A 14,198-nucleotide genomic window follows, 5' to 3' on the forward strand; every position below is an offset into this window, starting at 1 on the left:
AAAACAGAATCAAAGCCACGAGTCGGCCGGACCAAAAACGTTTTTCAGCAGCCTGTTAAAGCGCGTCGCCTGAATCCGTTTCAGCGCGACGCGCTTTTAGAGCAACTCCAGGAAAAGTGTGGGCGGTTTTCCGTTCGGAAAACGGCGCCGCTTTTGCGGCGCCGTTTCGATTCAGTCGATGTCGAACGACACGCCCTGCGCGAGCGGCAGCGCCTTGGAGAAGTTCACCGTGTTGGTGGCGCGGCGCATATAGGCCTTCCAGGCATCCGAGCCGCTCTCGCGGCCACCGCCGGTCTCCTTCTCGCCGCCGAACGCCCCGCCGATCTCGGCGCCCGAGGTGCCGATGTTGACGTTGGCGATGCCGCAGTCCGAACCGTCGACGCCCAGAAAGCGCTCGGACTCCTGCAGGTCGCGCGTGAAGATCGATGACGACAGGCCGGCGCCGACCGCGTTGTGCTGCTCCAGCGCCTCGTCGAAATCGGAATATTTCATCACATAGAGGATCGGCGCGAAGGTCTCTTCGGTTACCGGTGAAACCTGCTTCGGCATTTCGACCAGCGCCGGATGCACATAATAGGCGTCCGGATGGCCGTTCTCGACGCGCGTGCCGCCGGTCACCTTGCCGCCATGCGCCTCGGCCTCCTTCAGCGCATTCTGCATGTTGTCGAAAGCAGCCTGGTCGATCAGCGGACCGACCAGCGCCTTGCCTTCCAGCGGATTGCCGACCGAAACGGACTGATAGGCCTTCTTCAGCCGGGGCAGCAGCGCGTCATAGACGCTGTCATGCACAAACAGGCGCCTGAGCGTCGTGCAGCGCTGGCCGGCGGTGCCCATCGCGCCGAAGGCGATGGCGCGCAGCGCCATGTCGAGATCGGCGGTGGGCGTGACGATGCCGGCATTGTTGCCGCCGAGCTCCAGCACGGCGCGGGCAAAACGCTTGGCGAGCCGCGGACCGACTTCGCGGCCCATGCGCGTCGAGCCGGTGGCCGAGACCAGCGGCACCTTCGGATGGTCGACCAGCACCTCGCCGGCGACGCGGTCGCCGATCAAGACCTGCAGCAGGCCTTCCGGCGCGTCGGCGCCGAAACGTTTTGCGGCGCGCTTGAAGATCGCCTCACAGGCGAGCGCCGTCAGCGGCGTCTTTTCCGACGGCTTCCACACCACGGCATCGCCGCAGACGAAGGCGAGTGCCGAATTCCACGACCACACCGCGACCGGGAAGTTGAAGGCCGAGATCACGCCGACGACGCCGAGCGGATGCCAGGTCTCCATCATGCGGTGGCCGGGCCGCTCGGTGGCGATGGTGAGACCGTACAATTGCCGCGAGAGACCGACGGCGAAATCGCAGATGTCGATCATTTCCTGGACCTCGCCGAGACCCTCGGACGGGATCTTGCCGACCTCGATCGACACCAGCCGGCCAAGCTCGTCCTTATGCGCGCGCAATTCCTCGCCGAGCAGGCGCACCAGTTCGCCGCGCTTCGGGCCCGGCACAAGCCGCCAGCTCTGGAAGGCCTTGTGCGCGGCATCGATGGCCTTGCCCGCATCTGCGGCCGAGATCGACTTCAGCGCCGCGATCTGTTCGCCCGTCACCGGGCTGCGCACGATGAGGTCACCGCCGGAGAGCGCATCCTTGGCAACTCCGAGTTTCTCAAGAAGTGAGGCCGTTTCCTTCGCTAACATCATTTTTGTCCCTTTCAGATCCCGCCTCTCATCATGGGGTGGGAATGGAGCCATGCGCCATGTCTTGGACCTGCCGTCGGGCACGCCTGGGCGCTTTGATGGCGTGGCATTACTCGTTTCAGGGAAAAACCGCCACCCCGGCATGGTCCAAGCCCGGATTGCGAAATTGGGCCAGACAGCGAGGCCGGATCAGCGTGCCTTCTGGATCTAGGACGTTTTGCTGCTTTCCTTGATCAGCCGATCGATATGCATGCGGATATGCGCCGCCTCGGCGGCGGTGTTGGCCAAAGCGATGGCGCGATCGAATGCGATGCGCGCCTCCTCGTTGCGGCCAAGCTGCATAAGCAGCCCACCCCGCAGGCCGAAGAAGTGGAAATAGCCCGACAGCCGCTCTTCCAGCGGCTCGATCATGGCAAGTGCGGCCTCCGGGCCGCGCACCTTGCTGACCGCGACGGCGCGGTTCAACGTCACCACCGGCGACGGCTGCATCTGCTCCAGCAGACCATAGAGCAGGTCGATCTCGGTCCAGTCGGTATCCTCCGCCGTCACCGCCCGTGCATGCAGCGCCGCAATTGCCGCCTGCACCTGGTAAGGACCGGGCTTGCGATGGCGCAGCGCCTTGTCGACCAGCGCCAGGCCCTCGTCGATCATCTTGCGGCTCCATAGCGAGCGGTCCTGGTCTTCCAGAAGGACGATCTCGCCATTCTCGTCGAAACGCGCCGGCGCCCGCGCATGCTGCAGCAGAAGCAGCGCGGTAAGGCCCATGATTTCCGGTTCCGTCTGGAACAGCCGCAGAAGCAGGCGGGCGAGCCGGATCGCTTCTTCGCAGAGCGGCGCGCGGGCCGGAGCCTCGCCGCTGTTGGTCGAATAACCTTCGTTGAAGATCAGATAGACCATAGCTGCGACAGCGGCGAGCCGCTCCGAGCGCTCCACCGCGCCCGGCGTTTCGAACGGCACGCCGGCATCGGCAATGCGCGCCTTGGCGCGTGTGATGCGCTGCTCCATGGCGCTCTCGCCGACCAGGAAAGCGCGCGCGATCTGCTTGACGGTGAGGCCGGACACGATGCGCAGCGCCACCGCGATCTGCTGCGTTGCCGGCAGATCCGGATGGCAGCAGATGAACAAGAGCCGCAGGATATCGTCGCGGTAATGCGCGCCGTCGAGCCGCTCGGCGATGTCGCTCTCGGCGTCCTCCAGATCGGAGATCTGGTCCTCTTCCGGCATCGGCGCCTGCTTGGCGCGCTTGCGCACGGCGTCGATGCCGCTGTTGCGTCCGACGAAGATCAGCCAGGCCGCCGGATCGCGCGGCGGCCCGTTCTTCGGCCAGTTCTTGAGTGCCCTCAGGCATGCGTCCTGGAAAGCCTCTTCCGCGGCGTCGAGGTCGCGGAAGTAGCGCAGCAGCGCGCCCATCGCCTGCGGACGGGCATTGCTGATCGCTGTGCTTATCCAGGCAAGCTCCGTCATACGGCGACCTTGGTGGGGTTGAAGACCGAAACTGGCCGGATCTCGTAGGAGCCACCGCTCGGGTTGACCTCGGAAAGTTCGCGGGCGAACTCGACGGCTTCATCGAGATCGCGGCATTCGAGCGTGTAGAAACCGAGGAATTGTTCCTTGGTCTCGGCGAACGGCCCGTCGAGCACGATCGCTTCGCCCTTGACCTTTCTCAACGTGGTCGCTGCAGTCGTCGGCAGAAGGCGGGCAACCGGCCCGAGCCGCCCAGCCTTGGCGTATTTGTCCTGCACATCGAGGATCTTCGCCATGACCTCGTCGTCCTGTTCCTTGCTCCAGGAGCAGACGACGTCTTCGGAGGCGTAGCAAAGAATGGCGTAAAGCATGGCGGGTCCTTTCCGTATCAAAGGACGCGACAGTAGGACCCTTCCCGACACAAGGTCGATAAAAAAATCGGCGGGCGATCACGGGCTTGGCGGTCTTTGGCGGTTGGCAGTCAGGCGCCTTGGGCCTGCAGCCATCTGAGCACGAGCGTTTCTTCCTCGTCGAGGCCGGATATCAGACGTTTGCGCTTGTTGGCGTCAGCCATTTCGTCGAGCAGGCGCCCCTCGGACCAAGCCTCGAACACCAGCGGGTGAATGTAGCATTTGCGGCAGACGGCACGGGTATTGCCGAGGCACTCGGCGACCTCGTCGACGACATTGTTTATCACCCGTTTTTGCTGAGTTTTGGCCTCGGGAAGTTCCGTCTGAACAAACAGCGACGCCGCATGGATTGTGCCGCCCCAGGTGCGAAAATGCTTGGAGCTGAATTCGGCGCCGGAAGCCTCGCGAATATAGCGGTTGACGTCTTCCGAACGCACCGGCCGCCGGTCGCCATCCTCATCGAGATATTGAAACAGTTTTTGTCCGGGCAGATCCTGCGTGCCGCGCACAACCTTGGCGATGCGGCGATCGACCAGCTTCAGCTTCCATTCCTTGCCGGACTTGCCCTTGAAGGCGAAGCGCAGGCTGGAGCCGGTGATCTCGACATGGCGATCGCGCAGCGTGGTCAGCCCGAAGCTCTTGTTATCCCGGGCATAGGCCGCATTGCCGATCCGGATCATGGTGTTGTCGAGCAGCCAGACCACCGAGGCGACGACGCGCTCCAGACGCAGCCCGTGCCGGCGCAGATCGGCATCGATCTGCCGTCTGAGAGCGGGCAGGCTTTCTGCGAAGGCGACGAGGCTGGAATATTTGACGCCGTCGCGTTCCTCGATCCATTGCGGGTGATAACGGTACTGTTTACGGCCGCGCTGATCCCGGCCGGTTGCCTGGATATGGCCGTCCGGATCGGGCGAAATCCACACATCCGTCCAGGCAGGCGGAATGACGATCGCCTTGATGCGGGCAAGCGCTCCTTTGTCGAGGGCTCTTCCATTGGGTCCCGAATAGGAAAATCCCGTGCCTTTCCTTAATCTGCGGATACCGGGATCGGCATCGCTCACATAGCTGAGCGACGCACCCTCGGCGGAGCTCTGCGCACCGTTCCTGCGGGTTTCCTCGTCCCGCGCTGAACGACCCGGAGACAATTGTGAATGCTGCAACATGCCGGCTCCGCGAAATTATCCGTAGATAAAGCCGCGTGCCGGGTGACTGGTTCCGAAACTCCTTTTCAGCCCTGCCGGCCGGCCGAAACGTCCGCTCTCCAATAGCCTTCCATCATCGGCATGGGTGCGAAGTACTACCGGCCGGCATGGACTTGAACATCCATCGCCGGCGCGTCCGCCAGATAGTCGCAAGGTCCGGCTTCACGGCCATCAGGCGCGTTGCAGTCGGGCTGCCGGCGCCGAGAACCGGCGCCGCAGCGTGATCTTCAACCGGTAGCGCATGCAACGCCAGACATCCAAGCCCGCCCGCGGCGCGGCCTCGGCCACCGTGAGGAATTTTGCAGCCATGTCGAAATCGCCGCGCTTATAATGAACACGCGCGATCTTCAGGGCGACCAGGCCCTCCCTCATCTTCAGAGAGCGCTCCGCGATGCCGCAGGACGGGAGCCGGCGCAGCGCCCGGCGCCATTCGAGAAAGCGCGCGGCCGGTCTGACCATGAAACGATCGTCGGAGCGCTCCGCCGACACGAAATAGATGAAGATCGGTTGTCTCACGACGGCAAGCGAGGCCTTGGCGATGACGCGCGCCCAAAACAGCGTGTCCTCGTCATAGGCGAGCCCGACCGGGAACCTTGTTTCGCCGATGACCTGCCGCGACACCAGCGCGCCGCCGACCGCAATCGACCGTATCCGCCCGTCGAGATAGGCGCAGGCATTGGCAAGTCCGCTTGCTGTGTAGACGCCCGGCATCTTGGTCGACCGCCCCTCGCCATCAACCCGCCGACGGAAGGCGCCGATCACCATGTCGACCCCCGATCGTGCCCTGGCCGTGGCCAGCAGCGCGCGCAGGCCACCTTCCAGATGAAGATCATCGGCATCGATCATATAGATCCAGGCAAAGCGGGCCTGCTCCAGGGCCAGATTCCTGGAGCCGCCGGCGTCGCGGCAGCTCGATTTGATGACGCGCATCGGCAAGGCAAACCGCAACGCCGTTTCCGTGGCGACGGCGGCGGTGTCGTCGGAGGAAGAATCGTCGACCAGCAGCACCTCGCCGATGACTTCCTTTTCCGAAACCAGCGAAGCGAGCGTCCGGGCAATTGTCCGAGCCGCATTGTGTGCCGGAATGATGATGCTGACCGCTTCCAAATCCTGTCCCCGCGCGCCATCCCTCGCAGGCGCGCGCGCCCCGTTCAATCCCGTGCCCAAGATATCGGCGGCAGGCGCAGTTGAGAAGCGCCCACGAGCAATCAGGTTGTCGTTACACCTTTTCGACGGCGACCGGGATGACGTCGACCGCCTGCTCGCCGACCTGGCCGCCGGTGGTTTTCAGCACGCCGACGATCGGCGCCACGTCGGAATAGTCGCGGCCGTAGCCGACGGTGATATGGTCGTTGCTCGCCCGCATGCCGTTGGTCGGATCGAATTCCTGCCAGCCGGCATCGCGTCCGCACCAGGCCTTCACCCAGGCGTGCATGGCATCCGCGCCTTCGAGCCGAGGCTTGCCCTTGGGCGGGATCGTGCGCAGGAAGCCGCTGACATAGCCGGCCGGAATACCCAGTCCGCGCAGGCCGGCGATCATGATGTGCGAAAAATCCTGGCAGACCCCGCGCTTCAGCGCAAAGGCGTCGCTGGCCCGCGTCTGAACGGTCGTTGCCTTGCCGTCATAGGTGAAATCGCGATGGATGCGGTTGCAGAGATCGACCGCCGTGGCCACCGCCGAGGAGGCCAAGCTTTCCCGCGCATAGGCCGTGATCGCCGCGTCGATGGCGGCATGATCGCTGGCGGCAAGGAAATGATGCGGCGCGGCAGGCGACAACGAGCGCACCAGATCGAGTTCCGACTTCAGCCCGCTTATATCGGGCGAGACGTCGAGACCCGGCTCGGGCCGCGAGACCGACACGCGCGCGCTCATCCGGATGTCGAGCGTCTCATGCGCGTCGCGAAAGGCGATCGATGTGACGTTGTTGCCGAAGAAATCGGAAAAATCGGCACGCTCGGCCGGCATCGGCTGGAAGGACAGCGAGGCGGCGATCACGCGCTGCACCCCGGCGATCGTCTGCGGCATGACGCGCACCTGGTGCCGCCCGCCGCCGGCGGCAGCGGCGTAGTCGTAGTGCAAATGAAGCTTGATGTCGTACAGCATCGCCTACCCGAAATAGGCTCTGGAGAGGCTGTTGTAGAGATCGCCGATCTGGCCGGCGAGCTCATCAAGCACCTTGGCGCCCATGTCCGACGGCTCCATGACGGCTATTGCCGTGTTGAGCTGCAGGATTTCCTTGGCCGCGGCCGACATGTGCCCCTCGCCGCCGATCGAAGGCAGCATGCCGATCTCGGCCTTCAGCCGCTCGAGCTGGAACAGGATCGAGCGGGGATTGAGCGGGTCGAGCGCGAGCAGGTCGATGACCGTGCGCCGCCCGGCCTGCACCGGATACTGCCGGCGATGGGTCATGACGCTGTCGCCGATCTCCAGCATCATGTCGAGCGCCCCCTCCGGCGCCCCGTTCCTTGTCAGCCGGCTGAGCGTGCCGGCGATCTGGATGCCGCGTTCCAGCCTGCGGCCGATCTCCAGGAAACGCCAACCGGTGAAGCGGTACATGTTCTCGTGCAGCAGGCCGGAAAAGCCGGCGAGCTTGCGCAGCATCACCGTCATCGCCCGCGTCGCGTCGTCTCCGGGCGCCACCGTGTCCGCGAACTTGTGAATGGTCTTCGACAGATCCTTCAGCGCCAGCCAGCCATCGGGCGAGAAGCGGTCGCGTATCTGGCCGGCGCTGTAGACCGCGCTGTCCAAAGTGCTGATCAATCCCAGCGGTATCGCCGTTTCGACCTCGATGCCGAACGGCTCGAGATAGTCCCTGATGTCGGCAAGCAGCGGCATGTCCTGATCGGACGTCTCGGCAAGCCGCACGTGATAGGCGCGCAGCACGCGCACCGTGTCTTCCGAGCGCTCGATATAGCGCCCGAGCCAGGTCAGGTTCTCCGCCGCGCGGCTGGGCAGGCTGCCCGGCATGGTGCGGGTGAAGCCCTCATGCTCCTGCGGCAACAGCGTCTCGCGCTCGACCGGCCTGTCGCTGACCACCCAGACATCCGCCGCCTGGCCGCCGCGCTGCATGGCGATCGCTGTCGGGTCGAGCGAGAAGCCGACACGGGCGAAGCCGCCGGGCATCACCGTCCAGCCTTCGGGCGTGCGCGCCAGATAGACGCGCAGGCTGGCAGGCCGCGGCTCCAGCAGGCCGCCGACAAACACCGGCGTGGTCGACAGCGTCACCGCCTCCTGGCCGACGAAACCGGCGCCGTTCGCCTCGATGCGCGCGACGAGCCCGGCCCGCTCGCCCGCCGAAAGGGACGATCCGAGCCGGGTCGCGCCGTCGTCCTCGAAGGCAAGCCGGGTCGACAGCGCCGGGCCGACGACCATGCGGTCGATGTTGGCCAGCACATGGCTTCGCTCGGTCTCCTGGCCGCACCACCAGGTGGCGATGTTCGGCAGCTTGAGATCGTCAGCCTGCAGTTCCCGCGCGATCCTGGGCAGGAACGACAGCAATGCCCGCGTCTCCATCAGGCCTGAGCCCAGGGCGTTGACTGCCGAGACCGAGCCGCGCCGGATCGCCTCGACGAGCCCCGGCGTGCCGATCTGCGAGTCCGGCCTGAGTTCCAGCGGATCGGCAAACGCGGCATCGAGCCGCCGCCACAAAACGCCGATCGGCATCAGGCCGGAAACGGTGCGCACCATCAGCCTGCCGCCGGAAACGGTCAGGTCCTCGCCTTCGAGCAGCATGATGCCGAGATAGCGGGCGATGTAGGCGTGCTCGTAATAGGTTTCGTTGAGCGGCCCGGGCGTCAGGATGGCGACGCGGCCGCCGGAGTCCCTCGCCATGCCGTTCAGCGAATCGCGAAAACGGCGGAAGAAACCGGCGAGCCGGTGCACATGCATCTCGCCATAGATGTCCGACAGCGCGCGCGTGGTAGCGACTCGGTTCTCCAGCGCAAAGCCCGCGCCCGACGGCGCCTGCGTGCGATCGCCAAGCACCCACCAGCGGCCGTCCGGGCCGCGGCCGAGCTCGAAAGCGACCATGTGCAGAAAATGGCCATTGGCCGGCCGGACGCCGGCGATGGGGCGCAGATATTCAGGGCTCGCGGCAATCAGACCGGCTGGCAGAATGCCCTTTTCGACCAGCCGGTTCGGCCCGTAGACATCGGCCAGGATCGCCTCGAAAAGGTCGGCGCGCTGGACCAGCCCGGCGCTGATCTCGACCCATTCCTTCTCGTCGATGAGCAGCGGGACATGCGCCAGCGGCCATTCGCGCTCATTGGCGCCCGCCTTGTCATAGACGCGGTAATAGACCCCGGCATCGCGCAGATACTGGTCGGCGCGGACAAAGCGCCGGCCAAGCCGCTCCGCTCCCAGTTCGTCCAGCGCCTCTATGAAGGCGCGCCAGGCCGGACGCGGAGCGCCCGATGCGTCGACCATCTCGTCGACGACGCCTTCGATCGGCCGGTAGCGCTCCAGCAGGCTCTGCGCCGGCGGTCTGCCGCTCGCCCGTTTCTGATTCCCCTTGGCCATTGTCGATCAGAGTCTCGCCGGCCGCCTGAGGTCAAGGGTCATGGGGAACTCTTCAGAGGCTTCTTCGTCACGCAGCACATAACCGCCCGGCGTGTGGCCGCGCGGTTCGAACCGCGCAAGCCGCCGCGCCTCGGCCTCGTTGCCGTTGACCGGGAACGTATCGTAGCTGCGGCCCCCCGGATGCGCGACATGGTAGACGCAACCGCCGACAGAGCGCCCCGACCAGCGGTCATAGATGTCGAAGACCAGCGGCGTGTTGACCGGCAGGGCCGGATGCAGGCCGGAGGCCGGCTGCCAGGCCTTGAAGCGCACGCCGGCAACCGCGACCTCGCGGTTGTCTGTCACCTTCATCGGCACGATGCGCCCATTGCAGACGATGGCGTGACGCTCCGGATTGAGGCCCTCGGTCCTCACTTGCAGCCGCTCGACGGAAGAATCGACGAAGCGGACCGTGCCGCCGATCGTGCCCTGCTCGCCCATCACATGCCAGGGCTCCAGCGCCTGCCTCAATTCCAGCTTGACGCCGGCTTGGCTTACCTCGCCGCAGAACGGGAAGCGGAATTCGAGCTGCGCCGCGAACCACTCCGGGCGGAAGTCGAAACCGTTGTGCTTCAGGTCCTCCAGCACATCGAGGAAATCCGCCCAGACATGATGCGGCAGCATGAAACGGTCATGCAGCGACGTGCCCCAGCGAACGAAGCGGCCGTCGAGCGGGTTCTTCCAGGTCCGGGCGATGATCGCGCGAACCAGCAATTGCTGCGCGAGCGACATGCGCGCATTGGGCGGCATCTCGAAACCGCGGAACTCGACCAGACCGAGCCGGCCGGTCGGGCCATCCGGCGAGAACAATTTGTCGATGCAGATTTCCGAACGATGCGTGTTGCCGGTCACGTCGGTCAAGAGATTGCGGAACAGCCGGTCGACCAGCCAGGGCAACGGTGCTGCGCCCTTGTCCGGATGCGGCACCTGCGCCAGCGCGATCTCGAGCTCATAGAGCGAATCGTGACGCGCTTCATCGAAGCGTGGCGCCTGGCTGGTCGGGCCGATGAACAGGCCGGAGAACAGATAGGACAGCGACGGATGCCGCTGCCATTGCAGCACGAGGCTCTTCAGGAGATCTGGCCGGCGCAGGAACGGGCTGTCATTGGGCGTCGCACCGCCGACCACGACATGGTTGCCGCCGCCGGTGCCGGTGTGGCGGCCATCGATCATGAACTTGTCGGTGCCGAGCCGCGACTGCCGCGCTTCCTCGTAAATGGCCGTTGTTGTGGCAACGCATTCCCGCCAGTTGGCGGCCGGATGGATGTTGACCTCGATGACGCCCGGATCCGGCGCCACGCGGATGACGTTGAGACGCGGATCATGCGGCGGACCATAGCCCTCGATATGCACCGGCAGGCCGATCGCCTTCGCCGCGTTCTCGGCTGCTGCCACCAGTTCGAGATAATCTTCCAGCGCCTCGACCGGCGGCATGAACACGCAGAGCCGCCCGTCGCGCGGCTCGACGGTGAGCGCCGTGCGCACCGCGCCGCCGATCTCGGTTAGCTCCTGCTCGACGCGATCCTGCTGCCCGGTCGCCGCCGTGAACGACACCGCCTGCTGGCGGCGCGCCATTTCGTCGGCGCCTTCAGCCCCTGCCGGAGCGGCGTCCGGCAGGATTGCCTCGCGCGCCGGCAAGGCAGCGCGCGGCACAGACGGATCGACCGGCACGATATAGGGGAATTGCGCCGGCGGCACATAGGGAAGCGTGCCGAGCGGCAGCCGGTAGCCGACCGGAGAATCGCCGGGCACCAGGAACAGGCGGCCGCGCCGGGTCTTCCATTTTTCCGAACGCCAGCGCTGTCCAGAGGCCTGGCTGTTCCAGCGCTGCACCGGCAGCACATATCCCGACGGCTTTGTCAGCCCACGCTCGAAGACGCGCGCCATGCGGCTGCGCTCTTCCGGGTCTTCCAGCTTCGAATTGGACGGGTCGACATTGTCCGGCAGCTTGCCTTCCTTGAGCAGCCATTCGCCCGGATCCTCATAGGCTTCGCCGACCATGGACTGTTCGATGCCGAGCTCGCCGGCAATCGCCCTCAACAGTCCCTCGGCCTGCTCGGGCCCGACGGCAGGATCGCCCTTCTCCTGTGCGATCAGCGAAGGGTCGCGCCACACCGGCTCGCCATCGGTGCGCCAGTAAAGCGAGAAGGTCCAGCGCGGCAGGCTCTCGCCTGGATACCATTTGCCTTGCCCGTAATGCAGGAAGCCGCCCGGCGCGAAGCGTTCGCGCAAACGGCGGATGAGCTGGTCCGCCTTGTCGCGCTTGGTCGGGCCGACGGCTGCCGTGTTCCATTCGGCGGCTTCGAAATCGTCGATCGAAACGAAGGTCGGCTCGCCGCCCATGGTGAGCCGTACGTCGCCGTCTCTCAGCGCTGCGTCGACTTTCTCGCCCAGCGCATCGAGCGCCTGCCAGCTTTCGTCCGAGAACGGCTTGGTGATGCGCGGATGCTCGGCGATCCGGTCGACCCGCATGTCGAACCCGAAATCGACATTGGCGAAGCTCGCCATGCCGGAGATCGGCGCGGCATTGCGGAAATGCGGCGTCGCGGCGAGCGGCACATGGCTTTCGCCGGTCAGCAGGCCGGAGGTCGGGTCGAAGCCGATCCAGCCTGCGCCTGGAATATAGACCTCGCACCAGGCGTGCAGGTCGGTGAAGTCGACGGCGGTTCCCGGCGGCCCGTCGAGCGAAACGAGATCGGGCTTCAGCTGGATCAGATAGCCGGAGACGAAGCGCGCGGCGACGCCCAGATTGCGCAGGATCTGCACCAGCAGCCAGCTTGAATCCCGGCATGAGCCCTTGGCCGCGGCGAGCGTTTCCTCGGGCGAGTAGACCCCGGTCTCCATGCGCACGATGTAGGCGATCTCGCGCTGCAGCCTTGCATTGAGGTCGACCAGGAAATTGACGGTATTTGTCGGGCTGCGATCGACGCTTTCCAGGAATTTGGACAAGAGCGGCCCGGCTGGCTCCGGCGTGCGGTAGATGGCAAGGTCTTCCCTGATCTCTTCGGGATAGTCGAACGGGAAGGTCTCTGCGCTCTCCTCGACGAAGAAGTCGAACGGGTTGTAGACCGTCAAGTCGGCGACGAGGTCGACCTCGATCTTCAATTCGGTCACCGGCTCCGGAAAGACGAAGCGGGCGAGGAAGTTGCCGTAGGGGTCTTGCTGCAGATTGACGAAGTGGTTTGCCGGCTCGACCTTCAGCGAATGGCTGAGCACCTTGGTGCGCGAATGCGGCGCCGGCTGCAGCCTGATCACCTGGGGGCCGAGAACCACCGGCCGGTCATATTTGTAATGGGTCAGGTGATGGACGGCTGCCAGAATTGCCATGGTGCCCCGGAGAGTGGCGTTTACCGCCAGACCCTGACACAAATCCTGGCCGTTCTCCAAGCAGAGATGTTGCGCCGCACCTAATTTAAGCGGCCAATGAACGCTCGACGTTGCCAGGTAACAGCCAGTCCCCGACCTCCGCGATGGCGAAGGCTCCTGCGCCTTCGTCATCCTATGGCGAGGTAAGGAGCGAAGCGACGCGCGCAGACCCTAGGATCCATGCTGTGAAGCTAAAGCGTTGCAACGGTTGAGAATTCTGCTCCGTTGCACCGTTCGGCGAAGGTCACGGCATGGATCCTCGGGTCAAGCCCTGGGTCGAGCCCGAGGATGACGAAGCGGGGGGGAAGCTTAGAAAAACGCTTGGATACCCGTCTGCGCCCGTCCCAGGATCAGCGCATGCACGTCATGCGTGCCCTCATACGTGTTGACCGTCTCCAGGTTCTGCGCGTGGCGCATCACATGGTAGCCTATCTGGATGCCGTTGCCGCCATGCATGTCCCGCGCCTGGCGGGCGATGTCGAGTGCCTTGCCGCAATTGTTGCGCTTGACGATCGAGATCATCTCCGGCGCCATCTTGCCTTCGTCCATCAGCCGACCGACGCGCAGCGAGCCCTGCAGGCCGAGCGCGATCTCGGTCTGCATGTCGGCGAGCTTCTTCTGGAACAGTTGCGTGCCGGCGAGCGGCTTGCCGAACTGTTTTCTGTCGAGGCCATACTGTCGCGCCCGGTGCCAGCAATCCTCGGCCGCGCCCATCGCGCCCCAGGAGATGCCGTAACGCGCGCGGTTGAGGCAGCCGAACGGACCGCCGAGGCCCTTGGCGTTGGGCAGCAGCGCCTCTTCGCCGACCTCGACGCCTTCCATCACCACCTCGCCGGTGATCGAGGCGCGCAGTGAGAGCTTGCCGTCGATCTTCGGCGCCGAAAGCCCCTTCATGCCCTTTTCCAGCACGAAGCCGCGGATCTCGTCCTTGCCGTTATCGCCCCTCAGCTTCGCCCAGACGACGAACACGTCGGCGATCGGCGCGTTGGAAATCCACATTTTGGAGCCGGAAAGCCTGTAGCCATTCGCCGTCTTCTCGGCGCGCGTCTTCATGCCGCCCGGATCGGAGCCGGCATCCGGCTCCGTGAGGCCAAAGCAGCCGATCCATTCGCCCGAGGCGAGCTTCGGCAGAAATTTCTTGCGCTGCGCTTCCGAGCCGTAGGCATGGATCGGGTACATCACCAGCGAGGACTGCACGCTCATCATCGAGCGATAGCCGGAATCGATGCGCTCGACCTCCCGCGCCACCAGCCCGTAGGTCACGTAGCCCGCGCCGAGCCCGCCATACTCTTCCGGAATGGTGAGGCCGAGCAGACCCGCCTCGCCCATCTCGCGGAAGATCGACGGGTCGGTCTTCTCGTCGGCATAAGCCTCCTCGATGCGCGGTGCGAGCTTGTCGGCGGCGAAAGCCGCCGCGCCGTCGCGCACCATGCGCTCATCCTCGGAAAGCTGGTCCTCGATCAGGAAAGGATCGTTCCAGACGAACGCGTTCTTCTCGGCGGCCATGGCCTTGGA

Annotated in this window: 9 protein-coding genes; all 9 read right to left on the minus strand. The window is 65.1% G+C overall.

What is annotated here, in order from left to right; genetic code table 11:
• Positions 1-171: 171 nt before the first annotated feature.
• Positions 172-1,686 (minus strand): L-piperidine-6-carboxylate dehydrogenase, encoded by a 1,515-nt coding sequence (amaB, locus tag ACWGS9_RS27320; RefSeq protein ID WP_454508169.1) that lies wholly within the window; start codon positions 1,684-1,686, stop codon positions 172-174.
• A 204-nt stretch (positions 1,687-1,890) separates the two neighbouring features.
• Complete coding sequence (locus tag ACWGS9_RS27325; protein WP_454508170.1) at positions 1,891-3,147, minus strand: RNA polymerase sigma factor; 1,257 nt, start codon at positions 3,145-3,147, stop codon at positions 1,891-1,893.
• Positions 3,144-3,518: a YciI family protein gene (locus tag ACWGS9_RS27330; protein WP_454508171.1), complete on the minus strand. Its 375-nt coding sequence runs from the start codon at positions 3,516-3,518 to the stop codon at positions 3,144-3,146. The genes ACWGS9_RS27325 and ACWGS9_RS27330 overlap by 4 nt, the downstream gene beginning before the upstream one ends.
• 110 nt (positions 3,519-3,628) lie before the next feature.
• A complete protein-coding gene (locus ACWGS9_RS27335; RefSeq protein WP_454508172.1) occupies positions 3,629-4,720 on the minus strand; it encodes a DNA topoisomerase IB in 1,092 nt (363 codons plus the stop codon).
• Positions 4,721-4,930: 210 nt separating this feature from the next.
• A complete protein-coding gene (locus ACWGS9_RS27340; protein ID WP_454508173.1) occupies positions 4,931-5,866 on the minus strand; it encodes a glycosyltransferase family 2 protein in 936 nt (311 codons plus the stop codon).
• 112 nt (positions 5,867-5,978) lie between these two features.
• The gene (locus ACWGS9_RS27345) at positions 5,979-6,863 is read right to left on the minus strand and encodes a transglutaminase family protein (RefSeq protein WP_454508174.1); all 885 of its coding nucleotides are present in this window, start codon (positions 6,861-6,863) and stop codon (positions 5,979-5,981) included.
• A 3-nt stretch (positions 6,864-6,866) separates the two neighbouring features.
• Positions 6,867-9,278: a circularly permuted type 2 ATP-grasp protein gene (locus tag ACWGS9_RS27350; protein WP_454508175.1), complete on the minus strand. Its 2,412-nt coding sequence runs from the start codon at positions 9,276-9,278 to the stop codon at positions 6,867-6,869.
• Between the two features lie 6 nt (positions 9,279-9,284).
• The gene (locus ACWGS9_RS27355; protein WP_454508176.1) at positions 9,285-12,644 is read right to left on the minus strand and encodes a transglutaminase family protein; all 3,360 of its coding nucleotides are present in this window, start codon (positions 12,642-12,644) and stop codon (positions 9,285-9,287) included.
• A gap of 348 nt (positions 12,645-12,992) precedes the next feature.
• Complete coding sequence (locus ACWGS9_RS27360) at positions 12,993-14,189, minus strand: acyl-CoA dehydrogenase (protein ID WP_454508177.1); 1,197 nt, start codon at positions 14,187-14,189, stop codon at positions 12,993-12,995.
• Positions 14,190-14,198 lie beyond the last annotated feature (9 nt).

The sequence above is a fragment of the Mesorhizobium sp. Arg314 genome, from assembly GCF_053714275.1.